The sequence below is a fragment of the Sneathiella sp. genome, assembly GCF_047631475.1.
Lineage (GTDB): Bacteria > Pseudomonadota > Alphaproteobacteria > Sneathiellales > Sneathiellaceae > Sneathiella.
Genome location: NZ_JBLHZT010000003.1, coordinates 88,428 through 113,941 on the forward strand (window position 1 = coordinate 88,428; position 25,514 = coordinate 113,941).

Annotated in this window: 23 protein-coding genes; 12 read left to right on the forward strand and 11 right to left on the reverse strand. The window is 48.2% G+C overall.

The genetic code is table 11. From position 1 onward, the window contains the following. Window position 1 precedes the first annotated feature (1 nt). The 3 genes from ACJAYR_RS02045 to ACJAYR_RS02055 are packed head-to-tail and all read left to right on the forward strand — an operon-like array spanning window position 2 to window position 3,394. The gene (locus ACJAYR_RS02045; protein ID WP_415235055.1) at window positions 2–2,020 is read left to right on the forward strand and encodes an acetyl-CoA carboxylase biotin carboxylase subunit; all 2,019 of its coding nucleotides are present in this window, start codon (window positions 2–4) and stop codon (window positions 2,018–2,020) included. Between the two features lies 1 nt (window position 2,021). Beyond that, complete coding sequence (locus ACJAYR_RS02050; RefSeq protein WP_415235056.1) at window positions 2,022–2,927, forward strand: hydroxymethylglutaryl-CoA lyase; 906 nt, start codon at window positions 2,022–2,024, stop codon at window positions 2,925–2,927. Window positions 2,928–2,959: 32 nt separating this feature from the next. After that, complete coding sequence (locus ACJAYR_RS02055; protein WP_169544769.1) at window positions 2,960–3,394, forward strand: DUF1489 family protein; 435 nt, start codon at window positions 2,960–2,962, stop codon at window positions 3,392–3,394. A 26-nt stretch (window positions 3,395–3,420) separates the two neighbouring features. On the opposite strand, the gene ACJAYR_RS02060 is transcribed toward ACJAYR_RS02055, so the two are convergent. The 4 genes from ACJAYR_RS02060 to ACJAYR_RS02075 all read right to left on the reverse strand — a co-directional run bounded on the left by ACJAYR_RS02060 (window position 3,421) and on the right by ACJAYR_RS02075 (window position 8,313). Next, window positions 3,421–4,215, reverse strand: a complete 795-nt coding sequence (locus ACJAYR_RS02060; RefSeq protein ID WP_415235057.1) for an ABC transporter ATP-binding protein — start codon at window positions 4,213–4,215, stop codon at window positions 3,421–3,423. Continuing rightward, the gene (locus tag ACJAYR_RS02065; protein WP_415235058.1) at window positions 4,212–5,120 is read right to left on the reverse strand and encodes an ABC transporter permease; all 909 of its coding nucleotides are present in this window, start codon (window positions 5,118–5,120) and stop codon (window positions 4,212–4,214) included. The genes ACJAYR_RS02060 and ACJAYR_RS02065 overlap by 4 nt, the downstream gene beginning before the upstream one ends. A gap of 23 nt (window positions 5,121–5,143) precedes the next feature. Beyond that, entirely contained in the window at window positions 5,144–6,127 is a 984-nt protein-coding gene (locus ACJAYR_RS02070) for an ABC transporter substrate-binding protein (RefSeq protein WP_415235059.1), read from the reverse strand. 119 nt (window positions 6,128–6,246) lie between these two features. Continuing rightward, window positions 6,247–8,313, reverse strand: a complete 2,067-nt coding sequence (locus ACJAYR_RS02075) for a molybdopterin-containing oxidoreductase family protein (protein WP_415235060.1) — start codon at window positions 8,311–8,313, stop codon at window positions 6,247–6,249. A 209-nt stretch (window positions 8,314–8,522) separates the two neighbouring features. Between ACJAYR_RS02075 and ACJAYR_RS02080 the strand changes: the two genes are divergently transcribed. Genes ACJAYR_RS02080 through ACJAYR_RS02095 form a run of 4 tightly spaced genes read left to right on the forward strand, consistent with a single transcriptional unit; the run spans window position 8,523 to window position 12,388 of the window. Continuing rightward, window positions 8,523–9,248 carry a lysophospholipid acyltransferase family protein gene (locus ACJAYR_RS02080; protein ID WP_415235061.1) on the forward strand — a complete coding sequence of 242 codons (726 nt, stop codon included), beginning with the start codon at window positions 8,523–8,525 and terminating at the stop codon, window positions 9,246–9,248. A 17-nt stretch (window positions 9,249–9,265) separates the two neighbouring features. Then, window positions 9,266–10,525: a 3-deoxy-D-manno-octulosonic acid transferase gene (locus ACJAYR_RS02085; RefSeq protein ID WP_415235062.1), complete on the forward strand. Its 1,260-nt coding sequence runs from the start codon at window positions 9,266–9,268 to the stop codon at window positions 10,523–10,525. Further along, on the forward strand, window positions 10,522–11,508 hold the full coding sequence (gene lpxK / locus ACJAYR_RS02090; RefSeq protein WP_415235063.1) for a tetraacyldisaccharide 4'-kinase: 987 nt from the start codon (window positions 10,522–10,524) through the stop codon (window positions 11,506–11,508). The genes ACJAYR_RS02085 and lpxK overlap by 4 nt, the downstream gene beginning before the upstream one ends. Beyond that, window positions 11,501–12,388: a lysophospholipid acyltransferase family protein gene (locus tag ACJAYR_RS02095; protein WP_415235064.1), complete on the forward strand. Its 888-nt coding sequence runs from the start codon at window positions 11,501–11,503 to the stop codon at window positions 12,386–12,388. The genes lpxK and ACJAYR_RS02095 overlap by 8 nt, the downstream gene beginning before the upstream one ends. Before the next feature lie 6 nt (window positions 12,389–12,394). Here the strand turns inward: ACJAYR_RS02095 and ACJAYR_RS02100 are convergent, their stop codons facing one another. Together ACJAYR_RS02100 and ACJAYR_RS02105 are read right to left on the reverse strand one after the other, a co-directional pair. After that, window positions 12,395–13,471 (reverse strand): Leu/Phe/Val dehydrogenase, encoded by a 1,077-nt coding sequence (locus tag ACJAYR_RS02100; RefSeq protein WP_415235065.1) that lies wholly within the window; start codon window positions 13,469–13,471, stop codon window positions 12,395–12,397. Window positions 13,472–13,713: 242 nt separating this feature from the next. Continuing rightward, entirely contained in the window at window positions 13,714–14,805 is a 1,092-nt protein-coding gene (locus ACJAYR_RS02105) for an NAD(P)/FAD-dependent oxidoreductase (RefSeq protein ID WP_415235066.1), read from the reverse strand. A gap of 141 nt (window positions 14,806–14,946) precedes the next feature. Here ACJAYR_RS02105 and ACJAYR_RS02110 point away from each other — a divergent pair, with 141 nt between their 5' ends. From ACJAYR_RS02110 to ACJAYR_RS02120, 3 genes are all read left to right on the forward strand, one after another. Next, window positions 14,947–15,921, forward strand: coding sequence for a DUF3179 domain-containing protein (locus ACJAYR_RS02110; protein ID WP_415235114.1), 975 nt, complete (start codon window positions 14,947–14,949; stop codon window positions 15,919–15,921). 140 nt (window positions 15,922–16,061) lie between these two features. After that, window positions 16,062–16,937, forward strand: a complete 876-nt coding sequence (locus tag ACJAYR_RS02115; protein ID WP_415235067.1) for a division plane positioning ATPase MipZ — start codon at window positions 16,062–16,064, stop codon at window positions 16,935–16,937. A 328-nt stretch (window positions 16,938–17,265) separates the two neighbouring features. Further along, window positions 17,266–17,622, forward strand: a complete 357-nt coding sequence (locus ACJAYR_RS02120; RefSeq protein ID WP_169544782.1) for a hypothetical protein — start codon at window positions 17,266–17,268, stop codon at window positions 17,620–17,622. Window positions 17,623–17,688: 66 nt separating this feature from the next. Here ACJAYR_RS02120 and pgmG read toward each other — a convergent pair whose 3' ends face one another. The 5 genes from pgmG to ACJAYR_RS02145 all read right to left on the reverse strand — a co-directional run bounded on the left by pgmG (window position 17,689) and on the right by ACJAYR_RS02145 (window position 22,814). Beyond that, window positions 17,689–19,068, reverse strand: a complete 1,380-nt coding sequence (gene pgmG, locus ACJAYR_RS02125) for a phosphoglucomutase/phosphomannomutase PgmG (protein WP_415235068.1) — start codon at window positions 19,066–19,068, stop codon at window positions 17,689–17,691. Between the two features lie 19 nt (window positions 19,069–19,087). Continuing rightward, window positions 19,088–20,410: a UDP-glucose dehydrogenase family protein gene (locus ACJAYR_RS02130; RefSeq protein WP_415235069.1), complete on the reverse strand. Its 1,323-nt coding sequence runs from the start codon at window positions 20,408–20,410 to the stop codon at window positions 19,088–19,090. Between the two features lie 39 nt (window positions 20,411–20,449). Further along, window positions 20,450–21,331 (reverse strand): UTP--glucose-1-phosphate uridylyltransferase GalU, encoded by an 882-nt coding sequence (gene galU / locus ACJAYR_RS02135; protein ID WP_415235070.1) that lies wholly within the window; start codon window positions 21,329–21,331, stop codon window positions 20,450–20,452. Between the two features lie 67 nt (window positions 21,332–21,398). Beyond that, on the reverse strand, window positions 21,399–22,100 hold the full coding sequence (locus tag ACJAYR_RS02140; protein WP_415235071.1) for a DnaJ domain-containing protein: 702 nt from the start codon (window positions 22,098–22,100) through the stop codon (window positions 21,399–21,401). A 9-nt stretch (window positions 22,101–22,109) separates the two neighbouring features. After that, window positions 22,110–22,814 (reverse strand): VWA domain-containing protein, encoded by a 705-nt coding sequence (locus tag ACJAYR_RS02145; protein WP_415235072.1) that lies wholly within the window; start codon window positions 22,812–22,814, stop codon window positions 22,110–22,112. Between the two features lie 102 nt (window positions 22,815–22,916). Here ACJAYR_RS02145 and ACJAYR_RS02150 point away from each other — a divergent pair, with 102 nt between their 5' ends. Both ACJAYR_RS02150 and ACJAYR_RS02155 read left to right on the forward strand, forming a co-directional pair. After that, the gene (locus ACJAYR_RS02150) at window positions 22,917–24,188 is read left to right on the forward strand and encodes an NAD(P)/FAD-dependent oxidoreductase (protein WP_415235073.1); all 1,272 of its coding nucleotides are present in this window, start codon (window positions 22,917–22,919) and stop codon (window positions 24,186–24,188) included. 5 nt (window positions 24,189–24,193) lie between these two features. Beyond that, on the forward strand, window positions 24,194–25,513 hold the full coding sequence (locus ACJAYR_RS02155) for an MATE family efflux transporter (RefSeq protein ID WP_415235074.1): 1,320 nt from the start codon (window positions 24,194–24,196) through the stop codon (window positions 25,511–25,513). Window position 25,514 lies beyond the last annotated feature (1 nt).

A 25,514-nucleotide genomic window follows, 5' to 3' on the forward strand; every position in this document is an offset into this window, starting at 1 on the left:
GGTGTTTCAAAAAATTCTTATTGCGAACCGCGGCGAAATTGCCTGCCGTGTTATTGATACAGCCCGCAAAATGGGTGTTCGGACGGTTGCTGTTTATTCAGAAGCTGACGCGAATGCGCGCCATGTTCAGATGGCAGATGAAGCTGTCCTTCTAGGTCCGGCGGAAGTGTCAGAAAGTTATCTGAAAGCGGATAAAATTTTGGAGATTGCCAAAAGAACGGGTGCTCAGGCAATCCATCCTGGCTATGGCTTTCTGTCTGAAAACGCTGACTTTGCGGAAAAATGTGCTGCAGAAAAAGTAGCGTTCATTGGCCCACCTGCGTCGGCTATTCGGGCGATGGGCTTAAAAGATGCGGCTAAGGCCATGATGGTGGAAGCCGGTGTACCAGTTGTCCCCGGATATCATGGTGAAGGGCAGGATCCAGAGATGCTGGCGAAAGAAGCCAGCGCTATCGGTTATCCCGTCCTGATCAAGGCGGTTGCAGGCGGCGGCGGAAAAGGAATGCGCCGGGTGGATAGTGCGGCCGAATTTCCTGAAGCGTTAGCGTCAGCAAAAAGGGAAGGGGCCAATGCATTCGGCGATGACCGGGTTCTGATCGAGAAGTTTCTCACCAAACCACGTCATATTGAAATACAGGTTTTTGCCGACCGACAGGGGAATGCAGTTCACTTGTTTGAGCGGGATTGTTCTTTGCAGCGCCGCCACCAAAAAGTAATTGAAGAAGCCCCGGCACCGGATATGCCTCAAAGCATGCGCGATGCAATGGGGGCTGCGGCCGTTGCTGCTGCCAAAGCGATCGGCTACGAAGGAGCTGGTACGGTCGAGTTTATTGCAGATGTATCCGATGGCCTGAAAGACGATGGTTTTTATTTCATGGAAATGAATACCCGACTGCAGGTTGAGCATCCGGTGACCGAGATGATCACGGGTCAGGATCTGGTGAGCTGGCAGTTACAAGTGGCGTTTGGAGAGGCCTTACCGTGTTCTCAGGACGCGTTATCCATTTCCGGCCATGCCTTTGAAGCCCGCCTGTATGCAGAAGATCCTGACAATGATTTTCTTCCGGCAACCGGGCCTTTGCTGCGCCTTCGTACTCCGGAATTGGACGATGGTGTGCGGGTCGATACGGGCGTTCGCGAAGGGGATGCGGTCACTCCTTTTTATGACCCGATGATTGCCAAGCTTATAGTTTGGGGAGAAAACAGAGCTGTCGCCCTGCGAAAATTACAGGCGGCGCTTTCAAATTACGAAGTGGCGGGCCTTGCGACCAATCTGGAATTTTTAAAAAACACGGCGTCGCACCCGGCATTTGCAGATGCAGATCTGGATACTGGCTTTATTGAACGGTTTCGCGATGACCTGGTTCCTAAAAGGACATCAGCCAGTTCCCGCCACATAGCGTTGGCGACCCTGCAACTGCTTCTGGACGCAAGACAGGCCAATCAATCAAAAAAATCACAGAGTACGGATCCTTATTCACCCTGGAATGATATCACGGCCTGGCGGATGAACGATGCAGCCCATGTGGATTACACTTTTGAGGGGGATGAGGGCGATATCCATGTGACCGTATTGGATGCCGGAAACGGCTTTCAGATGAAGGTTGCAGGCGAAGAATTCCACCTTTCGGGGACGATAGAAGAGGACGGAAGTCTGCGTGCCTCGATTGATGGGCATATCGTCAGCGCAACCGTTGTTGTTGACAATACTCGGATGATTGTCATCACCGATGGCAAACAGGTGGAAGTGAACCGAATTATCACAGATCATTCCGGAGATGGTGAAGAGGCTGGTGCTGGCGCAATCCTGTCCCCTATGCCAGGTAAAATTATTCAGGTCTCTGTTGCGGCTGGAGATACTGTATCAAAAGGTGACAGCTTGATTGTTATGGAAGCAATGAAGATGGAACATAGTCTGACAGCGGCCGTAGACGGTATCGTAAGTGACGTCTTTTTTGAAATAGGCGATCAGGTCGAAGAAGGGATTGTTCTGATCCGCCTTGAAAGTGAGGACGTCTAAGATGTCATATCCAGCTTCTGTCAGATTGTTTGAAGTCGGTGCGCGTGACGGCCTTCAAAATGAAAAAGAAGTCATTCCGACCGAAATTAAAATAGAGCTGATTGAACGCCTTGTTGATGCCGGGGTGAAGGCAATCGAAACGGGTAGTTTTGTATCGCCAAAATGGGTGCCGCAAATGGCCGATACAGCCGATGTCATGGCGAAGGTTACGCGATATGATGACGTCATCTTTTCGGTGCTGACGCCTAACATGAAAGGGTATGAAGGGGCTATTTCGTCGAAAGCGGATGAAATTGAAATCTTCAGTGGAGCTTCTGAAATCTTCAGTCAGAAGAATATCAATTGCTCGATTGATGAAAGCCTTGAACGGTTTAAGCCAGTTGTGGAGGCCGCCAAAAAAGACGGGTTACCTGTACGGGCAAGTGTCTCTTGTGCTTTTGGCAGTCCCTTTGGCGAGGAAATTACACCTGCAATGGTCGCTGACGTTTCCAAAAAGCTGTTTGATATGGGGGCCTATGAAGTGTCGATCGCCGATACCATTGGTGTTGGAACGCCTATTCGAACCAAACTCGTTCTGGACGCGGTCGCCAATGTCATTCCACTTGAAGTAATCGGCGTTCATTTCCATGATACTTATGGTCAGGCACTCGCCAACCTGCATGCCGCCCTTGAAGTGGGGATCACCCGGCTGGACAGTTCCGTCGCTGGTTTGGGTGGATGTCCTTATGCGCCCGGGGCAACAGGCAATGTAGCCACTGAAGACATTGTATATATGTTGGATGGTATGGGAATAGAGAGCGGGATTGATCTGAACAAGCTTGTAAAAACCGCCTGGTTTATTTCTGATTTCCTTGGTCGGCCTCCTGTTTCCAGGGTCGCAAAAGCGTTAAAAAACAAACTGGACTAGGCAGAACCGGCAATCCGCGTTATTTAATAAAGATGACTGTACATTTAATTAAAGTATGCGTTGGGGTTAGCTCGATTGATCAGCTGCGCTCCACTCAGGAAAGACGTTTGATTGCAGGGCCACTGTGTCATGCGACAAAGCAACGACCGCAGAGAGAGGCTGAACTTCTCGATGGGGGGTCTCTTTACTGGATCATAAAAGGCAATATTGCTGTTCGTCAGAAAATTACTGAATTACAGCGCCTGATTGACCACGAAGGGGAAAAATGCGGACTAATTCTGGACCCAGAACTTGTCGAGACAGAGTTGGTCAAGCGGGGCCCTCATCAGGGATGGCGTTATCTGGAAGATGAAGATGCCCCCAAAGATTTGCGAGATCTGGTTGAAGAAGCAAACGAAGATGAAGACAGTGAAGGGGAGTTATCCCCGGAAATGGCTGCCGAACTCAGAGAACTGGGGTTACTCTAACTCCGGTAGCCTATACCGACCGCGCGTCAGCTGAGGAGCAGACTGTCGTCAGATAATTCTTCACCGTGGGTTTTTTCAAACATTTTGATCAGATCCGTCACATCCAAACCATCGCGCTGAGTTCCAGAGACGTCCAGAACAACACGTCCCTTGTGAAGCATGACGGTTCTGTCACCATAATCCAGTGCCTGCCGCATGGAGTGGGTCACCATTATGGTTGTCAGGTTGTTTTCCCGCACGATGTCCCGGGTAAGATCCATTACAAATGCCGCTATGCGGGGATCGAGCGCCGCCGTATGCTCATCCAGCATCAGGACGCTGGAAGGTTGCAAAGACGCCATAAGCAGGCTAACTGCCTGTCTTTGGCCACCTGATAGTAAGCCAATCAAATCCCCCAAGCGGTTTTCAAGCCCCAGCCCCAGGCGCTCCAGCTTGGTTCTGAACTCGTCCCGCATGGCGCGTGACAATGCGCGTCCGATCCCTCGGCTTCGTCCTCTGGAATAGGCGAGGGACATATTTTCTTCGATAGTCAGGTTTTCGCAGGATCCCGCCAGTGGATCCTGAAAGACACGAGCAACCAGTCCTGTGCGTTTTGGGGCAGGCCAATTGGTAATATCCGTATCGTCCACGGTTATTTTGCCTGTATCCACGTTCAATTCACCAGCGATTGCATTTTGAAGCGTTGATTTTCCGGATCCGTTTGATCCAATAACACAAACAAACTGACCCCTTGGGACGGACAGATCCAGTCCAGACAGGGCACGTGTTTCCATCACAGTTCCTTTGTTGAACGTGATGTGAAGATTTTCACAGCGGATCATTTGGCCGCTCCTTTACGAAACAAGCGGCCAAAGCGGCTGCCTGGCAGGACAAGGGCACATGCCACTAGCAACGCCGTAACAAGTTTAAGGTCCTGAGCTTCCAGTCCAATGAAATCGGCGTTTAAAGCCAGACTGACGGCAAGCCAATAAGTGATTGACCCCAATATGCAGGCCAGAGTCGCGCGTGTAATTCCTTTGGGGGTAAGCAAAGCCTCCCCGCCAATGACGGACGCCAGACCAATGACAATCACACCTACACCCATTGTTACATCGGCGGAACCCTGACTTTGCGCAAAAACTGCCCCGGCAAAAGCAACGAGGCCGTTGGCCATAGCCATGCCAAGCAAGATCATTTTGCCGTCAAAAATACCGTTCGCACGGGCCATTTTTGCATTGGCGCCAGTGGCCCGCATGGCAAGACCAATTTCTGATCCCAAAAACCAATCAAGTGAAAACTTGATCAACGCTGCAATAACAAGAAAAACAATGGGCATGAGCATGTAACTGCTGATACCCAGCATATTTGCTAAGTCTGCAAAGGGGGTCAGAATTGTCTCTTCGGTGATAAGGGCAATGTTTGGCCGACCCATGATGCGCAGATTAATGGAATAAAGCGCGATCATTGTTAGGATACTGGCCAGCAAATGAAGAATTTTCAGTTTTACATTGAGCCACGCCGTGACAAAACCGGCCAGACAACCAGCGGCAATTGCAATCACGGTCGAAAGATAGGGATTGTATCCTGCCACAATCAATGCAGCCGAGACGGCGGCGCCCAATGGAAATGACCCATCGACTGTCAGATCCGGAAAATCGAGGATCCGAAAGGATATGAAAATACCGAGGGCGACCAAACCATAGATAAATCCAAGTTCAATCGCCCCGAGAAAAGCTATAAGGCTCAATTTATGACCCTAACGAGTAAATGTTACTTAACAACTTCTTTGGCTGACGCAACGATGTCTGCCGGTAGGGTTAGCCCCATTTTTTCTGCTGCCGTCGGATTGACAAACAGTTCCAGAATAGTGGGGAGTTCCACGGATAGATCCCCGGGATTAGCGCCTTCAAAAATCTTGGCGACAAGCTGTCCTGTTTGGCGGCCAACATCATAATAATTAAATCCAAGAGCAGCAACAGCGCCGCGCTTCACACTGGCAGTATCGCCGGCAAAGACAGGAATTTGTGCATCGATACCAACTTTAACAACCGCCTCAAAAGCGGACACGATTGTGTTGTCCGTAGGAACATAAATGGCATCGGCCTTGCCCACGAGGCTGCGCGCAGAAGAAAGAACAGCGCCACTGTTATTGGCACCGGCTTTTACAATTTTCAGGCCAAGCGCGGGGGCTTCTGCCTCCAATGCTTCAATCAATGTCAGCGAATTGGCCTCGCCTGGATTATGAAGCACGCCAACAGTTTTTGCGTTCGGCATGATCTGTTTAATCAGTTCCAGATGCTTCTTGATCGGTGACATGTCCGATGTCCCGGTGATGTTTCCTCCGGGTTTTTCAAGGTTACTTACCAATTTCGCGCCGACAGGATCAGTAACTGCGGTAAAGACAACAGCCTGACTTTTCGGTGCTTTGGCTGCAATAGCTTGGGCAGATGGCGTTGAAATCCCAACAATAACGTCTGGTTCTGCCCCGACAAATTTACTTGCAATCTGAACGGTGGTTGGAATATCCCCTTGTGCGGTTTGGTGTTGAACCGTCAGGTTTTTCCCTTTTTCGTATCCCAGCTTTGCCAATTCATCGACCAGCCCTTTGTGGACGGCGTCCAGAGCTGGGTGCTCAACAATCGCTGTAACGGCCAGCGTTTTATCTGCTGCGAATGCCGCAGTCATGCCCGTAAAGGACGTTGCAATCAGCGCACCTAGTGCAATTGATTTTAAAAACTTGCGTTTGTTATTCATCAGGTTTCCTCGAATTTTTTTATGGCCAATATTGTAGCGGATACTGCGCAAGAACAAAGGAGAATATGCAGAAGTTTTTGTCTTCTGTTCTGGTCTGTTAAGTAGCTATTTTACAAAGGCTAATTGGGTTTTATCCAAACGGCGGTATCGTGAAAGGCTGCCCCGCCGTTCGGTTTGGCGGCATCCGACCCGATTAATATATTAATTCCAACTTTTTCAATGAAGAATTTCCCAGGCCAAATTCCTTCAACAATTACCGTTCCAGGCTGCATGCCATCAAAAATTTCGGCGTGGATAAGCACTGAGCCACGCTTGTTTCCAATCCGCACGATATCCTCTTTTGACACCTTCAATCGAGCCGCATCCTTGGGATGGATCATTACGGTCGGCTTCTTCTCTTTCTTCAAGGAAGAGGGGGTTGCCGTAAAGGACGTATTGAGGAAATTACGAGAGGGCGCTGTGACAAGTCGGAACGGTGTCTCGTCCGTTGCTTTTTCAATAACGTCCCAGTGATCTGGAAAGGACGGCATTCCGGAAAAATCGGTTCCAATGCGTGACCAATCTGCGGCGAAATGAAATTTTTTGTCTTTGTGACCAAAGCCTTTCAGATAGTGAGACTGCTCAAATGAGGGCTGTGTGTTCTTCCATTTATCCTGACGGAGAGTTTCAACATCCGGCCATCCAGAGGTCTTGAGGGTTTCGTCGATAATTTCAAGAGGGGTCATTTCAAAGCCCCGGTGTTTTGCGCCCAGCCGTTCGGCAAGCGCGCAGATAACATCATGGTTGGAGCGGGCTTCGCCAAGAGGTTCGATGACTTTGGGGCCAAGCATAATATGGTTCTGGGCACCGCCTTGATAAATATCATCATGTTCAACGAAGGTTGTCGCAGGCAGGATAATATCCGCCATCTTGGCAGTTTCGGTCATGAATTGTTCATGAACGGCAACGAACAGGTCTTCGCGGGCGAAGCCTTTATGTACTTTCGCAAGATCGGGGGCAACATCCATTGGGTTAGTACTTTGGATCAGCAGGGCCGTCACAGGAGGGCCGTCTCCCAAATCCTGCTTATTGCCCGTTAGGACTTCCCCAATCCGGGACTGGTCGAGCATTCTGATTTTAGGATTTACGACATCCAATCCTTCGATCAGCTTTTTATTCCAGTGGTAGATAGCTGAATTGGTATGCAATGCACCGCCGCCTTCATATTGCCAGGCACCGGTAACCGCTGGGATACAGCTTGCCGCATGCATGTTCACTGCGCCATTTCGGCTGCGCGAAAAGCCATAGCCTAAACGGAAAAAGGATTTTGGTGTCGTGCCGACAAGACGGGCGAATTCCCGGATCTGGTCGGCTGGTACGCCTGAAATTTTCTCCGCCCATTCCGGCGTGCGTGTTTCCAAATGCGCTTCAAATTCAGCATGGTTGGCCGTGAATTTTTCCAGATAGGCGCGATCCGCCAGATTTTCCTTGAATAAAACATGCATAACCGCGCAGGCAAAAGCGCCGTCTGTTCCCGGTTTGACCATAACGTGCATGTCCGCAGATAGCGCAGTTGCGTTACGATACGGGTCAATGACGACGATCTTGGCGCCCCGTTCCTTCCGGGCGCGGGTTGCATGGGTCATGACATTGATCTGTGTATGCACCGCATTGGTGCCCCAGATGACGACGACGTCCGACTTAGCAATTTCGGTCGGATCGGCTCCCCGATAGGCGCCAGCGCCAGCCATCCAGCCAGCGAAGGCTAGGTTTACACAGATTGTTGAAAACTGGCCTGAGTAATTTTTTACATGCCGGAGGCGATTAATACCATCCCGCATGACCAGTCCCATCGTTCCTGCATAGTAGTAGGGCCATATGGTTTCTGAACCGAACGCCTCTTCGCGTTTGTTGAATTCCTGAACAATGGTGTCCAGGGCTTCGTCCCAGCTGATTTGCTCCCACTCTCCTGATCCTTTTGCTCCCTTTCGCTTCAAAGGGTGTAAAATGCGATCTGGGTGATGGGTTCGTTCTGCGTAACGTGCAACCTTCGCGCAAATGACCCCGGCGGTATAGCTGTTGTCAGAGGCGCCCCGGACGCGGCCGATTTCCTGCGGACCCAGCCGTTCGATTTCAAGGGCGCAGGTGGACGGGCAATCATGGGGACAGGCCGAGGCTCTGACTTCTATGGAATTTGCAGTTTTCATTGGGGTGCCATTACATTCTTGCAGAAAAATCGTTTGCGCCGCATCGTCATTTTAAAGTGCAGAGTAATGGCTTCGGCGTAGGGCTGCAATATCAGAATAAATTATCGAAGCTGTTTTGTTGCATTTTCGCGCAAAGAGTCTGGCGTTAGCGGCTACTAAAAGATATATGCTTGTTTGGATTCTGATTTCACGGGTGCACATCTCTCGATATGTTTAGGCGGTTCCTTAAAAGTGATGCGATTAAAGGCCTGGCAGGCTTACTTGCTGCGCTTTACATCTGGGTGGTTTATCGAACGAGCCGCTGGACCGTTATGAACGCAGCGCAAGCCCACCGATATTTGGCAAATGAAGACCCATTTATACTGGCCTTTTGGCATGGTCGACTTTTGATGATGCCGACCGTGGTTCTGAAAAAGTCCAAAGTTCATGTGCTGATTTCTCATCATGCGGACGGTGAAATTATTTCTCGGGCCATTGGGCATTGGGGGCAGAAAAGCATCCGTGGTTCAACTTCCAAGGGGGCGCTTCCTGCGATAAAGGATATGCTCCGCGTCCTGAAAGATCGTGAAATTGCGGTTATTACTCCTGATGGACCTCGTGGCCCTCGCATGCGGGTTCAGGACGGCGTTATCAGAATGGCGGCTATGTCCGGGGTGCCCGTAATACCGGTTTCTTTTTCGTCAACTCGCGGAAAATGCCTGTCGAGCTGGGACCGGTTTTTTGTTGCAAAGCCTTTTGGCAAAGGAGTTGTTTTGTGGGGAGATCCAATTCATGTGCCGCGCAAAAATGAAAATGGCGCTTATGACAAAGCTAAAAAAGAAATTGAAAATCAATTAACCGAATTAACACAACAAGCGGATACTCTGTGCGGACAGGTTCCGGTTGAACCAGAAGATTGCAGTCCTTCTCAAGAAAACAAGAATAAGGTAATGTAACCACAATGAATTTGTTTATGTATAATAGCTTGTTGTGGCTTACCTCCCCCTTTGTAAAGGCGCATCTCAAGAAACGAATGGCTGACGGTAAGGAAGATGCCAATCGTTTCTATGAACGTTTTGGGGAAGCCTCGCGTGTTCGTCCTGGTGGTCAGGTAGTCTGGATCCATGCTGCCTCAGTAGGTGAAGCGATGTCAGCGCTGCCTCTCATTCAGGCCTTGCTTCTTATGAAGTCAGATCGCGTGGTTCTTTTGACAACCGGCACGGTAACGTCAGCCCGGTTAATGGAAGATCGTCTGCCGACGGGGGCTTTTCACCAATATATTCCCATTGATACGAAGGAAGCGGTTTGTCGTTTTCTCGACTATTGGCAGCCTCAGATCGCGATCTGGATGGAATCCGAAATATGGCCCAATCTGATAAACCAGACTGCTGCGCGGCGGATCCCGATGTTGATGCTGAACGCGCGCATTACAACCTCTTCGTTTAATCTTTGGCGAAAAACGGGTGGACTGGCGAAGAAACTTATTAAAAAGTTCAAATACATTCATGCTCAGTCCGAAGTGGCAGGAGAGCGTTTGAAATATCTGGGCGCTGAAAAAGTTGAAGTTCTTGGGAACCTGAAATTCTGCTCACCTCCTTTACCATTTGTAAAAGAGCCATTTTCGATTTTAAGAGAGGCCCTTAATAACAGGAAAGTTTGGCTTGCTGCCAGTACCCACAAAGGCGAAGAAGCCATTGTCGCTGCGGCACATCTTGAATTGCGAAGCAAGCTCAATAGTTTGTTGACCATCATCGTGCCCCGTCATCCAGAGCGCGGTGATGAGATTATGGCAAAGTTGGAAGAGGCGGGATTTAATGTTGCCCGTCGTTCTTTGGGTCAGGGTGTTGCTGAAGATACAGAGATCTACCTTGCCGATACAATCGGTGAGTTGGGCCTGTTCTATCGTCTGTGTGACGTGGTCTTTATTGGTGGATCGCTTGTGCCGAAAGGCGGTCAAAATCTTTTGGAGGCAGCCCGCCTGCATTGCGCTATCATGCACGGTCCGGACATGAGCAATTTTGAAGAAATTGCAGAAGACATGAAAAACAGTAATGCTGTTGTGATGGTCAAGGATGGAAGTGATCTTATTCATGCAACACATAGATTATTGTCTGAAGCACGAATTCGCGGTGAGCTGGCGAGTAAAGCAAATCAAGTTGTAAAATCGGGCGAGTCTTTGTTAGCCCACCTAGTGTCGGTTATCGAACGGGAATTGGTAGAGGCAAATAAGTGAGAGCACCAGAATACTGGAAAAAAGGGTCGCAGTCGGTTTTACCAACGGTACTGACACCTTTCAGTATGCTTTACGCCCTGATCGATGGCATTAATCGAAAAATGACCAACACCCGATCTGTTGACGTCCCCGTTGTTTGTATTGGAAATATTGTCGCTGGTGGGGCCGGAAAAACACCGGTTGCGATCGAAATCGCACGCTTTCTAATCCATTCAGGTTGGTCTGTTCATTTTCTTTCTCGCGGATATGGCGGAAAGGAAAAAGGCCCTTTGCGCGTTTCGCTGGATGTGCATCGCGCAGAAGATGTTGGAGATGAGCCGCTCATTCTGGCATCTGTTGCACCAACATGGATAGCGTCCGATCGATATGCCGGGGCTACAAAAGCAGTTGAAGCCGGTGCTGATATTATTCTGATGGATGATGGCTTTCAAAATCGATCGCTGAAGAAGGATCTGTCACTTTTGGTTATTGATGCCGGATATGGGATCGGAAACGGTCGGTTGTTACCGGCGGGACCCTTGCGCGAAACGGTGGTCAGCGCCTTGCAGCGAACGGATGGTGTTATTGTGGTTGGCGAGAAGCCCGACTTTTCGTTTTTAGATGGAGTATCTGTGCCGGTCTTTTCCGCTCGTATCGTCCCACATGCTCTGCAAAAAGAACTGGTCGGTGAAAAGGTGGTGGCATTTGCTGGTATCGGTCGACCGCAAAAGTTTTTTGATAGTCTAATAGATGCTGGTGCTGAAGTGATTGAAGCACTCGAATTCCCGGATCACTACTCGTTCAAGCGTGACGACATTATGAAACTTGTAGAAAAAGCAGCGCTACACAATGCAGCTCTGGTGACAACACGGAAAGACTATGTTCGTTTGACCGATGAAGCCCGTATGATGACAACCGTATTTGATATTGATTTAATGTTTGAACAGCCAGACCGTTTACAGCAGCTTCTCAAAGGTATTATGGGGAGCCGAGAACATGCCTGAAAAAACAGGTTCACGGGTTTCGCTGCGTTATCGCATAGAGTGGTTGGCAGTCGTATTCTTTTTTTGGTTTTTCAAACTGCTTGGACAAAAACGCGCTTCTTCGTTTGGTGGCTGGATTGCCAGAAAAATCGGGCCGTATCTAAAAGCCGATAAAACGGCGCGCAAAAATTTGTCGAAAGCGTTTCCAGACTGGTCGCCGGAAAAGCGGGAAGAGGTTCTGGATAGGATGTGGAACAATCTGGGCCGCAACGCCGCAGAATTGCCGTTTATAAAGGATATGGATTTTCAGGATCCGGATGTTGAACTGGTTGGCGGAGATTACCTTGATGCGTATATAAAAACGCCGCAAGCCGCATTTTTTCTGACCGGGCATTATGGTCCTTGGGAATTGACGATTGCGGCAGGCAAATACTGCAAAGTTCCGTTGAGTATTATTTATCGGGCGGCCAACAATCCGTTGGTCGATGCGTATTTTCAGCAAGAACGGTTTAGCCGCGACTACAGCTTTATTCCAAAGGGAACGGCTGGCGCCCGTGGGATTTTAAAAGCAATTAAAAAAGGCGAAGCCATCGCACTGCTAAATGATCAAAAACAGAATACGGGGCTTCCTATTCCGTTCTTTGGTCGCGATGCCATGACAGCGCCGCCTATTGCTGAACTCGCCTGTAAATTTGACCTGCCGATTTATCCTATTCGGGCTGAACGCCTGGACGGCGGGAAAAAGAGGGTAACCGTGTCGGCACCTATTTTCCCACCATCGTCTGGAAATCGGGAGAAAGACGTGGTTGCATTGCTCACAACCATCAATGAATTATATGAGCAATGGATAACTGAAAAACCCGATCATTGGTTTTGGGTTCATAATCGTTGGCCAGAATAATGTATTTTAACCAGTTAATTTCATTTTAGAGGATTCAGCTTTTTTTGCTTTTACGGATGCGATGCGTTCCATGGCCAGCATATCAGCAACTTCTGCTGTTGGGCGATTATCTTGGTCCGCCCGTTCAAAAATTCTCAAGGCTGTATTATAAATTCCGGCGACTTGGTCCATCGCAGATTTACGGTCAAAAAGCGGCCCTTCGTGACTTATAATAATGATCCCGCCGGCATTGATCGCATAGTCGGGGGCATATAGAATATTTCTGTTTCTCAGCATTGCACCATGCTTGCTTTCGGCCAACTGGTTATTGGCAGCACCGGCAACAACTTTCGCCTTCAGTGTTGGAATAGTGTCGTCGTTAAGGATCGCGCCTAAAGCACAGGGTGCAAGGACGTCCACATCCTGAGACAGTATGTCTTTAACGCTGACGGCCTTCGCGCCAAGTTCCTGAACGGCCCTGTTCACGGATTGATCATAGATGTCTGCAACAACAAGCTGGGCACCTGCGTCTTTAAGGTGGCGGCATAAACCGTAACCCACTTGCCCCAAGCCTTGAACTGCAACCGTCACACCGGACAGATCTTCCCGTTTAAGCCGGTAATGAACTGCGGCTTTCAGGCCATTAAACACGCCCCAGGCCGTCGCTGGAGACGGGTTGCCCACATTCCCTTCCGAGATCCCGGAAATATGAGGTGTAACCTGTCGGGCGATTTCCAGGTCACTGACACCGATCCCCACATCCTCAGCAGCTATATACTGTCCGTTCAGACTATCAACTGCCTTACCAAATGCTTTGAACAGTGCCTCGGATTTATCTTTGTGCGAGTTTGCGATGATGACTGATTTACCGCCGCCAAGGTTAAGGCCAGCCAGTGCTGATTTAAACGTCATGCCGCGAGATAGCCGAAGGACATCTTCTAAGGCTTCATCATCGCTTGCATAAGGCCACATACGTGTCCCTCCTAGGGACGGGCCCAGCGTTGTGTCATGGACCGCAATAATAGCCTTCAGCCCCGACGTCGTGTCATTATAGAATAAAACGGCTTCGTGGTCATCGTAGCCTTTGGATGCAAATACAGACATAATTTTCCTCACCGCCAATAAAAACTGGTTCTCTCCCTAATAGAAATGGTTGGTCAGGGAGATTAAAAATCAACGATTTTTGAGGGATGTTTTGAAATTCGCAGGAAGATTACGTTTTCCATTCGAAAGACATAATATTAGTTGCGTAGAAGGGAACAGTTTGCGCAATTTTAATTTTGATGATTTTTAGGCTGCGAAGTGATTTTACGGGAAAAATTGTGATTCAAGACGAAAATACTGCCCTAAAGGCACTTTTTGACCGTTTCCGCGATGGCAAGGCTGGCCGTTAAACCCGGACTTTCCATCCCGAATAAACAGATTAAACCGGGTATTTGGTGATCTGCTTTGCTTAGAATTTGAAAATCCTGAGCGCTGCTTCCGGGGGATTGGAGTTTTGGCCGGATCCCTGTATAGCCGGGCTGTAAACTATCGTCTTTCAGGTCGGGGTAATATCGGCGTATAGCTTCATAAAAGCCGTGGGAGCGGCCTTCGTCCAGGGAGTAGTCAACAGTGTCCACCCATTCTTGATCTGGGCCAAACCGAATTTGCCCGGCCATATCCAACGTTACATGGATCCCCAGGCTTGCCGTGTTCGGGACCGGATAAATCAAATGTTTAAAGGGAGAGGGAAAAGACGCGGTAAAATAGGTTCCCTTTGCCAAATATCGGGTCGGTATGAATTCTGGAGATAATCCGGAAATTTCATGTGCAACCGATTGTGCGCCCAGGCCTGCCGAATTTATCAATCTTTTGCAGCGCAATTGATTATCGCCACTTGTCACCAGAAAACCCCCGCCGATGACTTCGGCCTTTGAAAAGGGGGCATGATAGGCAATCGCGCCCTTGTTAGCTTCAATCTCTCCGACAAGGGAGAGCATATATTGATGTGTATCGATAATACCGGTCGAAGGTGAGAGCAGCGCCTGTTCACAGCGTAGCTGCGGTTCCAGAAGCGAGACTTCCTTCTTGCTGATAAACTTTAAATCCTGAACGTTATTGTCTTGGGCTTTGTTCAAAATATTCTCAAGAACGTCACATTCTTCGGGCGTCGTTGCGACAATCAGCTTACCGGTTCGTTTGTGTGGAATATTGTGGTTTTCGCAATATTGATAGAGTCGGGATTTTCCCTCGACACATAGTTTGGCTTTTAAACTGTCTTTTGGATAGTAAATCCCTGCATGAATGACTTCGCTATTGCGGGACGAAGTTTCTTCGCCAAAGTGGCCATTTTTTTCAAGGACGAGGACATCCTGATTGCTCAGGGCGAGAGAGCGGGCGATGGCCAGCCCAATAACACCGGCACCAACAACAATTGTTTCAACATCATATTCCATAGGTTGGTGTTACCATCTATTCGCAAGGGGTCAAGTGAAGGTTTGTTCTATCTTCACAAAAGCTTTATATGCCCGGCATTTCAATGTTGAACACATTCTAATATACTGTTCGGTATGAATACTCTCTTTCGCCCCCTATTTATGGTATCGGTTTGCGCTGTTCTTTTTTGTGCGTTTGCTGTGAAGGCTGATCCTGGTTTCTGGAAGTACGAGTGGCCGAAAACAGATTTTTCGAAAACCAGTGTTGATTTTAAGGAAATATTCTCTGGTGGGCCACCAAAGGATGGCATTCCGGCAATTGATAATCCAATCTTCAAACCTATCGCTGAGATCAGCAATATCAAGCCTACTGAACCGGTCATTGGCGTTGTCGTGGAAAAGGCCGCTAAAGCCTATCCTCTTCGGGTCCTGATGTGGCACGAAATCGTGAATGATACGATCGCGGGCATTCCGATTTCAGTTACCTTTTGCCCGCTTTGTAATACATCCATTGTTTTCGACCGGCGGATTACCCACCCGGAAAAGGGTCCTCTCGTTCTGGATTTTGGGACAACCGGTAAGCTTCGTAATTCCGATCTTGTGATGTATGATCGGCAAACAGAAAGTTGGTGGCAGCAGTTTCTGGGCGAGGCAATTGTTGGAGATTTACTGGGACAAAGTCTGAAAATGCTCCCCGTCAGAATCGAATCTTTTCAAAAATTCAAAACCAGAAATCCGGATGGTCTGGTTTTGATCCCGAATAATATCAGTATGCGCCAATATGGTCGTAATCCTTATGAAAGGTATGACAGTTCCCCGACACCCTTTTTATACCGCGGGGCCATGCCGGATAGAGTTGCCCCTCTTTCCCGGGTTGTTGCCAGTGAGGGCCAGGCCTGGTCACTTGAATATTTGCAAAGGGTCAAGCGCGTAGAGACATCCTCGGGGCTGGTGATCATTTGGGAAAAAGGGCAGAATTCTGCGCTTGATGCAAGTGTAATCGGAGAGGGGGTTGATATCGGTAATATCACTGTACAGCGGCAGGACGGCGAGAAACTGGTTGATGTTCCCTACACCGTAGACTTTGCTTTTGCGCATCACGCATTTCGTCCGGAAATAGAAATCATAACCGACTGATTTCTATTTTTATTTTGTCTTAATTGTTCCTGAAAGTTTCGAAAATTATCTTGCTTGTCATGGCTTTGAGCTTGGTTTAAGTCTCTTAAATCAGCATGGGGAGTGCTGATTTAAGTGTCTGACAATTTCACGTGGAGTTCATGGTGTCCGTTACTGTTGAAGAGGCAAAGCCTGAAAACAACGCGCAGCCCACTCGGGCCCATATTATTGTTATTGGAAATGCCAAAGGGGGATCCGGCAAATCCACAACAGGTATGCATGTTATTGTTTCTTTGCTGACCCTGGGGTACCGGGTCGGCGCCATTGATCTGGACGGAAAACAGAAAACACTGGGCCGGTATATTGAAAACCGACAGGATTTTGTCTCGAAAAAGAATATTGACCTGCCGATGCCAGCCTTAAGAGTGATTGAACCCAGTGAAAAGAAAAACCTGGATGAAGCGCAAAGCGACGAAAGAACGCGTTTTGTGTCGGCGTTGCAGGAGTTGGTATATGCAAATGATTTTGTCGTTGTAGATTGTCCCGGTGCAGATAGTTTTATTTCGAAGTTGGGCCATTCTTTTGCCGACACACTTCTAACACCGATGAACGATAGTTTTATTGACCTTGATCTGTTGGCCAAGGTTGATGAAGCGACGTTTGAGGTAGAGCGGCCCAGTTGGTACTCTGAAATGGTATGGGAACAGCGTAAACGCCGCGCACTGATCGATAAACACCAGATCGATTGGGTGGTCATGCGGAACAGGTTGTCTCACACGGATGCGCACAACAAACGGCATATCGAAAAAATTCTGGAAAAACTGGCGGAACGTATTTCGTTTCGCTCTGCTCCCGGATTTGGTGAGCGGGTGATCTTCCGCGAACTGTTTCTGAAAGGATTGACAATGCTTGATCTGCAGAAAAAAGGCGTGGGTATAAAAATGTCCATGAGCCACGTCGCCGCCCGTCAGGAAGTGCGGCATTTGATAAAATCACTCAATCTTCCGGGGGTCAGCGATAAAGCCGAAGAGCTTTAGGGCGTTTTTTACGGTTAATGAATTGTAAAATTCGAGCAATATTTTATCAGGTTCGAGAGATAATCGTCTTAACTATTGCTTGAGACCGACAAAAAATCCAAATTTGTGATGAATGCACACTGACAATTTTTGTATTTTAAAACAGCCATTTAGGCCGATAATCAAGAAAATTTTACGCAAAATACCCGCCAAATTTAACCTGTATATCTAATATTAACGTTTAAACGATATACATAATAAGTATCAGCGATGCACGTAGCATCGGCAACATGTCCCGTTCCTTTTGTTGTATAGGTCCGGCTGAAACTTTAGTTAAAAGGAGGAGCGTATGTTTAGCTTTAACAACCCAATTAAACGTGATTTTCGCATGCGCTCTGTCATTTCTTTTGGACTTTCAGTGCTAGTACTTGCGGCGATGATGGTTTCATTTCAAGTGACAGACGCATCTGCCCAAAATGCCTGTTTTGAGCGGGGAGCATTGATAAAACACTTGGACGGAAAATTCAGTGAAGCTCCGGTCGCCGCTGGCCTTGCTGCAAACGGGAGTGTTCTGGAAGTCTTTACCAGCCCCGATGGCGTAACCTGGACGATCGTGCTTACGCAGCCAAACGGCGCGACATGTGTCATGGCGTCAGGCGAATCCTGGATGGGTATTCCAATGCCTAAAAAAGGTAAAGTCAGCTAAGTCCCAAATCGTAAGGCTTTAATAAATGATGGCAGGCGCCTTGTTTTTCAGGGCGCCTGCCTTCCTTTATTCGGGTATGAATTCAATACCGGCAGCCGCTAGGTTGGTTTTCATGTCCTGTTTGACTGCGTCAAGAGCTGCCAACGTGGCGGCCTCACATCTGGCAACGAGAACGGCCTGCGTATTAGACGCCCGTAAAAGCCACCATCCCCCTTGTGTAGAAACGCGGACCCCATCAATATCAGAGAAATCAGCCCCGGCCTTTTTAAGGATTGCCTGCAATCTCTCTACGGCCGCAAATTTTTCTTCATCAAGGCAGGGGAAGCGTATTTCCGGTGTATTGATCATTTTAGGGAGCGCATCAAACATTTCATCAAGCGTCTGATCCGTTTGTCCCAACAGGTTTAACAGGCGAAGCCCAACATAGATGGCGTCGTCAAACCCGTAAAAATGATCATTATAAAAGATATGACCGCTCATTTCGCCTGCGAGCGGGGCAGAAAGTTCGGCCATCTTGGTCTTAATAAGCGAATGACCCGTTTTCCACATCACGGGCTTTCCGCCCATACGGGAAATTTCGTCAAAAAGGCTTTTGCTTGCTTTGACATCGGCAATGAAGGAGGCGCCCGGCTGATTTTTAAGGATTTCCGTTGCCAAGATCGCCAACAACTGATCGCCCCACAGAATATTGCCGCGGCTGTCAACGACGCCAATACGGTCCCCATCCCCATCAAAGGCAATGCCCAAATCCGCGTTCATGCCTTTTACGGTTCTGATGAGGTCTTGAAGGTTCTTTTCAACCGTCGGGTCGGGGTGGTGGTTAGGAAATGTGCTGTCAATTTCTTCAAATAATAAAATATGCCGGCCACTTAGTTTGGATACGACCTTTTTAAGTGCCTCTCCCGTGACTCCATTCCCGCAATCCCAGACAACCGTGAGGTCACTTGGGAACCTGTAATCTTCAAGAAGCCTTGCTACATATTTTTCAAGCAGCGGGTTGTCACTTACCGTACCGTTTTTGCGGATCCAGTTTCCTTCAGCGGAACAGTGTCCTAGATCCTGAATGTCCTGTCCGAAAAACGGTTTGCCCTCCATAATCATTTTAAACCCATTATGATCTGGAGGATTGTGGGATCCGGTAATCATAATGCCGTTTTGAGTATTTAATTCATAGGTCGAATAATACAGCATTGGGGACGGGCCCATGCCAATACGAATAATGTCAACACCAGTAGACTGAAGGCCGCTTACCAAGGCCTTTTCCAGTTCGGGTGACGTGGCGCGCCCGTCATAGCCCACGGATACTACAGAACCACCTTTTTCCAGCATCATCGTACCGAAACTACGGCCAATGGCCTCCGCATCGTCTAAAGAGAGGGTTTGACCGACAATTCCGCGAATATCATATTCTCTAAGAATAGTGGGATGAAACGTATGGCGTTGCATGCTTTATCTTTCGTTTGTTTCAGGCCTTTTGGGCGGCATGGGGACGGCCGACACAACTATACTGAATGCCAAGTGAGGCCATTTCTTCGGGTTCGTAAATGTTTCTCAGATCAACAAGTATGGGCGACTTCATCAAGGACTTGATACGCGTGAAATCCAAGGCCCGGAATTCATTCCATTCGGTGATGATAACGACGGCATCTGCATTTTCCAGTGTGTCATAACTATTGTCATAAAATATCACATCGGAAAGGAGCTCTTCCGCTTCTTTCCGGCCTTCTGGATCATAGGCATGAATGTGTGCACCAGCCTTCGACAAAGCCGGTAAGATGTCGAGACTGGGACTTTCGCGCATATCATCTGTATTGGGTTTGAAAGTTAGCCCCAGAACAGCGATTTTTTTGCCATCCACCGAGCCACCGCAGGCAGAAATAACTTTTTCCGCCATTTGCAGTTTGCGTTTTTCGTTTATTTCAATCACGGATTTGACAATTTGCAAAGGAGCGTCATTTTCCAGTGAGGTCTGGTACAAGGCTCTGGTGTCTTTTGGAAAACAAGAACCTCCGAAACCTGGTCCTGCATGCAGGAATTTCCGACCAATACGGCCATCGAGACCAATGCCCTTAGCGACATCGTGAACATCTGCACCAACCTGTTCACAGAGGTCTGCCATTTCATTGATAAAGGTAATTTTAGCGGCAAGAAAGGCGTTGCCCGCATATTTCGTAAGCTCGGAACTTTCAAGAGATGTGAAGAGTAAGGGGGTTTGTATAAGCGACAACGGGCGATAGATCGCTTCCATTACTTTCTGCGCTTTTTCTGATGTTGTACCGACAACAACCCGGTCCGGGCGCATGAAATCTTCAATGGCGGCACCTTCTCTAAGGAACTCCGGGTTTGATACGACATCAAACATATCGGCGGCGCAATGCTCAGCAAGGATGGCGTGGACTTGTTTGCCGGTCCCTACAGGCACTGTCGATTTATTGACCACCACGGTGTATCCGTCAATGGCCTCTGCTATTTCTTTAGCGGCTTCAAAAACAAAGGTCAGATCAGCTTGGCCACCGCCTCTGCGGCTAGGGGTGCCCACACCGATAAAAACAGCCTCTGACTGTGAAACAGCATTTTTCAGGTCTGTACTAAAGGAGAGGCGGCCCGCTTTCACATTCTTTTCCACCAAGGCTTCAAGACCCGGCTCGAAGATCGGAATTTGGCCGTTGTGAAGGGCATCAATCTTGTCTGTATTTTTATCGACACAAATAACTTCGTGCCCAAACTCAGAGAAACAGGTTCCGGAAACCAACCCGACATAACCGGTTCCAATCATTGCAATACGCATCTCTTAAATCCTTTTGGAATAGGGCGACGGCGCGTTGCCTTATAAGTCAGCCGCCATTTTTCGAATAATATCTTCCATTTCGTGCGACAAATCACTTCGGTTCAATGCAAAAGCAAGATTTGCATGCAGGAAGCCGATTTTGTCGCCACAGTCAAAGCGGGTGCCGTCAAATCGTAATCCGTAAAAACTGGTCGATTTCAGCATATCTGACATGGCATCCGTTAATTGAATTTCATTACCTGCTCCGCGCGCCTGATTTTCCAGAATATTAAACACTGTGGGTTCCAGAATGTAGCGACCGATAACCGCTAAATTTGAAGGCGCTTTTGTCGGGTCCGGCTTTTCAACCAATGCTTTTACTTCTACTTTTTTGCCATCATCATATCCGGGGCTAATAATGCCATATCGTGATGTATGAGCATGGGGGACTTCCATCGCGGCTAGAATATTGCCGCCATCCATTTGTTCCCGGGTTTCCATCATTTGTGCGAGGCAGGGTTTTTCACTCAGGATCAGGTCGTCTGCCAGAATGACAGCGAACGGTTCATTGCCAATGTAGCGTTTTGCGCACCAGACAGCATGGCCAAGACCTTGTGGTTCCTGCTGGCGGATATAGGCCACTGATCCTGTTTTTGGCAGGCCGTTTTGCAATTCTTCCAAAACATCAGTTTTACCGCGTTCGTTTAAAACGCTTTCCAACTCGTAGGATCTGTCAAAATGATCCTCAATGATGACTTTCCCTCGACCGGTCACGAAAATAAATTCTTCAATGCCAGCTTCACGGGCTTCATCCACCGCATATTGGATCAATGGTCGATCTACGATAGGCAACATTTCTTTAGGCATGGCCTTCGTTGCAGGAAGGAAGCGTGTTCCCAATCCCCCTACCGGAAAAACTGCTTTACGTACTTTTTTGATCATGAAAACCCCTCTATCATGATGTGGTGCGTTTTATGGCATTCAAGCACTGGACATGCAAGAGCACATGTTATCCCTTTGTCAGGATATCTTTAGCCTGATTGATTTTAGCGGCCATATAGGAAGAACCATTATGGTCTGGATGAAATTTTTTCATCAAACGTTTATGAGCCGCCTTGATCTCCTCTTTGGTTGCCCCCTTGTCCAGTTCCAGTACCTCTAACGCTTCGGCTTTGCTCATATCTTGCGAATATGAACCTGTCGTTTCGTCAGAATTGGCATGATCTTGCCTAAAATTTGTTTCTTTTTCGTTATCAGAGAAGCGGCGGTCCATATAGGTTTCCAAAATTGACCGGCTTTGAGCATCATCACTTAACTCTTCGAGCAGGTTATTCAGCTCCCGTGCGTTCAGATCTGAGAGGTTTTTGTCTTTATAGGTCCCTTGAAGGACGAGACCATCCATATCCCCGCTATCATGATCAAGAACGGCATGTATCCAATTGGTCTTTACATCAGATTGATTGCCAGATGACGGTTTCCGGTTGCCTAAAAAGGACCTGTTGCTAAGCAAAAAGATGGCAGCAGCTGCAAGAGGAGGGGCATAGGCGAAACGGCCTGTGAAAACGAAAAAAGTTGCGACAACACCCAGAATAATTGCGGTAGCAATCCTGATTGCACGAATGATGGTTTTAGGATTCGCCTGCGCGACAGCATTTGCTCCTATTATCAGGCCAACAATCAGGGCGACACCAATTATAAAATATCCGAGCATGTTTTATTGTTACTTGATCTGGTTTGATAATAAAAGGATTTCTCCACCAGCATTTTTGCTGTAGTCACGAAGGGCTTTTTTCCCGCCAGCTGCGAAGATCGCTACAGCTTTAAGCAGTGATCTAAGATAGGCCGCACTTCCTGCATCGAACCGACAAAAAGCACCGTTTGTTAATCGGCAGATCTGTTTAAAGCAGGCTTCTGCAATCGGGTCATAACCTTCCTGAAAAATGAACACAGGGACCCCCTTCATACCAATTTGACCTGCCAGATGGCATAAATGGTCAACATCTTCTTCAATGCTATCCCCAACATAAACCAAGGCATTTACAGGTTTTTCGGTTGTTTGTTTCAAGGTGTGCTTCAGGACTTTTTCGAATTGGGTATGACCGCCAAGGCAACTGACTTTTGAAAGAGGCCGGGTCAACGAACGGCTATCCTGGGTCCAACGGGTTGCTTTGAACTCTCCAAAGCCACGAAAAAATGCGATTTGAAGTTCTAGTTTGCCAACCTCTGCTGCGGTGTTAAACATTTCTCGCTGCAGATGGCTCGCCTGATCCCAAGTGGGTTGCCGGCTGGCTGTGGCATCCAAAGCAAAAATTAACCGCCCGGCGCCACCTGATTTGGCGGGGGCAGGTGTGTTCGCAACTTTATCAAGAAAGGCTTTCACATTTTGCTCAGCCTCTTTATTGGCTTTATCCAGATTTTTCGCCATGACGTCCCAAGAATTATTTTTGGATATTCTTATCTATAGTTAGGCGTATAAGATAATAAATTCAAATCACTTAAGCCGTTTAGCATAACTCAGTGGAAAAAAATGCAAGAAAAACCGTTCTGGTGGGAGGCCGCCGCACCAATTGAAACTGACAATCAACTTCCAGACAGGTCGGTTGATGTTGCGATTGTCGGGGGTGGTTATACAGGTCTGAATGCTGCGCTGACCCTTTTGGGTGCCGGAAAATCAGTTGTTGTTTTGGAGGCCGAAAAGCCGGGTTTTGGGGCGAGCGGTCGAAACGGCGGGATGATCGGTTATATGCTGAAGCCGGGGCTGGTCGGATTGCAGTCTCAATATGGCGAGGAGAAGGGCTGCGCGATTGCTGCTGAAGCGGTTAAATCAATTGATCACGTCCAAGCCGTTATTGCACAAAATGATATTGATTGTGATCTGACAATGAACGGACGCCAATATCCAGCTGTACTGGAAAAGCATCTGAAATCAATGGCTAAAGAAGCCGAATTGCGGATGAAGTATCTGTCTGTTGACGAAAAAATTCTAATCGGCGACGGCTATAAAGAGGATGTCAGCACAGATTTGTATGTGGGCGGAATACAACAAGCCCAAACAGGTGGTTTGCATCCGGGGAAATATGTAAAAGGTCTGGCAAAGGCGGTTCTCGCAAAGGGGGGAATTATTGTCGGCGATTGTCCTGTTCGCGACCTTAAAAAAGAAAGCTCTGGTTTTTCCATTACAACACCATCAGGCCATTTGAAATGCAGTGAAGTTCTAATTGCAACGAACGGGTATGGCGGGAACCTCACACCTTTCTTGCAGAAAAGAATTATGCCAATCGGAAGCACGATGATTGCCACGGAAGAGCTGGATAAAGAGCTTGTAAAGTCCTTGTTCCCGACATCACGGATGATCACAGATAGCCGAAATATGTTGAGTTATTATCGTCCTTCGCCGGATGGCCAGCGGGTCCTTTTGGGCGGGCGGCCATCCATACTGCCGGCGAGCCCGGCGGTGCAGGCCCGTGCTTTAAAGAAAAGACTGGCTGAAATATTCCCACAGCTGGTGACAATTGATATTTCTCATGTCTGGTCTGGATATGTTGCCTACGGCTTTGACGCGTTGCCAGTAATCGGTAAACACGAGGGGCTGCATTTTGCAATGGGATATTGCGGGTCTGGAGTCGCCATGTCAGGGTATTTGGGACATAAAGTAGCCCTGAAGATCCTTGGCCAGTCAGAAGGGGATACAGCGTTTGACGATTTGCCGTTCCCTACACGGTTTTTTTATAATGGCAGGCCCTGGTTCGTTCCTGTTGCGATGGTTGGTTACAGTCTTCGGGATCGATTTGGATTTTAATAGGGATGAAAACAAAAACCGGATTAATTTCCTATAAAACCGTCTGGCATCTGGCCTGGCCGATCATTCTTTCAAACCTGTCTGTTCCTTTGTTGGGGGCTGTAGATACAGCAGTTATCGGCCACCTGCCGGACCCCGTTTATTTGGGTGCCGTTGGTATCGGGGCAATGATCTTCAGTTTCTTATATTGGGGGTTTGGCTTTTTAAAGATGGGGACAACAGGCTTTGTCTCGCAGGCAGCGGGGGCGCGCGATTTTGACCAAATCAAAACCATTTTGGCGCAAGCCCTGTTGTTGGGGGGCTTTATTGCGCTACTGATTTTGCTCCTTCAATGGCCTGTATTGACGCTAGCTCTGTCAATCATTGACCCGAGTGATGGTGTTGCAGAAGGAGCTAGCCAATATTTTTACTGGCGAATATGGGGTGCACCAGCCACGCTTGCCAACTATGCGCTTCTCGGGTTCTTCATTGGTCTGGGCCGAACAAAGACGGCGCTGGTTATTCAAGTTTTAATGAATTTCATAAACATCATTCTGGATTTGGTGTTTGTTGTCTATCTGGATATGAAAGTCCCCGGTGTGGCCTTTGCCACCGCTATTTCAGAATGGATTGGGATGCTGATTGGGGCGATTTATCTGTATCGGGAATTGACAGTGATCGGTGGGCGCTGGATTGCCAGTAGTATTTTTAATCTCCAACGCATCTATTCATTAATGGCCGTAAATACAGATATTTTCATTCGGACAATCATTCTGATTTTCAGCTTTTCTTACTTCACTGTCGCCGCGGCACAACTAGGCGACGAGACATTGGCAGCCGTGACTGTCGCGATGAACTTCGTCTATTTTCTGGCTTTTGGTCTTGATGGGTTTGCACATGCAGCCGGGATTTTGGTCGGTAAAGCCATCGGAGCAAAAGAGCCCGCTGACCTGACCAAGGCGGTTCGGGCAAGCAATGTAATGGCGGTGTCGGTGGCCATTGGATATGCGCTGTTTTATGGATTGTTCGGGGTGCCTCTTGTCAACCTACTGACAGATATCCCGTCGGTTCGGGAAACCGCATATTCCTATCTACCCTGGCTGGTCGCAACGCCCGTGATCGCGGTCTGGTCCTATCAGTTTGATGGCATATTTGTTGGCGCCATGAAATCTCGAGAGATGCGCAACGGGATGATCTTCTCGTTTGTCGCCTATTTTGTGGCCATTGAAATGTTGCAGGATTGGCTTCATACAGATGGTCTTTGGATAGCCCTTCTCATTTTCTTTGCTATGCGGGGCCTGACGCTGGCTCTTGTCTATCCCAGAGTCAAAAAGGCCGCTCAGTAGA

Coding starts and splice junctions, on each gene's coding strand:
- ACJAYR_RS02050 (WP_415235056.1), top strand. CDS start 2,022: ATGTCATATCCAGCTTCTGTCAGATTGTTTGAAGTCGGTGCGCGTGAC.
- ACJAYR_RS02055 (WP_169544769.1), top strand. CDS start 2,960: ATGACTGTACATTTAATTAAAGTATGCGTTGGGGTTAGCTCGATTGAT.
- ACJAYR_RS02060 (WP_415235057.1), bottom strand. CDS start 4,215: ATGATCCGCTGTGAAAATCTTCACATCACGTTCAACAAAGGAACTGTG.
- ACJAYR_RS02070 (WP_415235059.1), bottom strand. CDS start 6,127: ATGAATAACAAACGCAAGTTTTTAAAATCAATTGCACTAGGTGCGCTG.
- ACJAYR_RS02075 (WP_415235060.1), bottom strand. CDS start 8,313: ATGAAAACTGCAAATTCCATAGAAGTCAGAGCCTCGGCCTGTCCCCAT.
- ACJAYR_RS02080 (WP_415235061.1), top strand. CDS start 8,523: ATGTTTAGGCGGTTCCTTAAAAGTGATGCGATTAAAGGCCTGGCAGGC.
- ACJAYR_RS02085 (WP_415235062.1), top strand. CDS start 9,266: ATGTATAATAGCTTGTTGTGGCTTACCTCCCCCTTTGTAAAGGCGCAT.
- ACJAYR_RS02095 (WP_415235064.1), top strand. CDS start 11,501: ATGCCTGAAAAAACAGGTTCACGGGTTTCGCTGCGTTATCGCATAGAG.
- ACJAYR_RS02100 (WP_415235065.1), bottom strand. CDS start 13,471: ATGTCTGTATTTGCATCCAAAGGCTACGATGACCACGAAGCCGTTTTA.
- ACJAYR_RS02105 (WP_415235066.1), bottom strand. CDS start 14,805: ATGGAATATGATGTTGAAACAATTGTTGTTGGTGCCGGTGTTATTGGG.
- ACJAYR_RS02110 (WP_415235114.1), top strand. CDS start 14,947: ATGGTATCGGTTTGCGCTGTTCTTTTTTGTGCGTTTGCTGTGAAGGCT.
- ACJAYR_RS02115 (WP_415235067.1), top strand. CDS start 16,062: ATGGTGTCCGTTACTGTTGAAGAGGCAAAGCCTGAAAACAACGCGCAG.
- ACJAYR_RS02120 (WP_169544782.1), top strand. CDS start 17,266: ATGTTTAGCTTTAACAACCCAATTAAACGTGATTTTCGCATGCGCTCT.
- pgmG (WP_415235068.1), bottom strand. CDS start 19,068: ATGCAACGCCATACGTTTCATCCCACTATTCTTAGAGAATATGATATT.
- ACJAYR_RS02130 (WP_415235069.1), bottom strand. CDS start 20,410: ATGCGTATTGCAATGATTGGAACCGGTTATGTCGGGTTGGTTTCCGGA.
- galU (WP_415235070.1), bottom strand. CDS start 21,331: ATGATCAAAAAAGTACGTAAAGCAGTTTTTCCGGTAGGGGGATTGGGA.
- ACJAYR_RS02140 (WP_415235071.1), bottom strand. CDS start 22,100: ATGCTCGGATATTTTATAATTGGTGTCGCCCTGATTGTTGGCCTGATA.
- ACJAYR_RS02145 (WP_415235072.1), bottom strand. CDS start 22,814: ATGGCGAAAAATCTGGATAAAGCCAATAAAGAGGCTGAGCAAAATGTG.
- ACJAYR_RS02150 (WP_415235073.1), top strand. CDS start 22,917: ATGCAAGAAAAACCGTTCTGGTGGGAGGCCGCCGCACCAATTGAAACT.
- ACJAYR_RS02155 (WP_415235074.1), top strand. CDS start 24,194: ATGAAAACAAAAACCGGATTAATTTCCTATAAAACCGTCTGGCATCTG.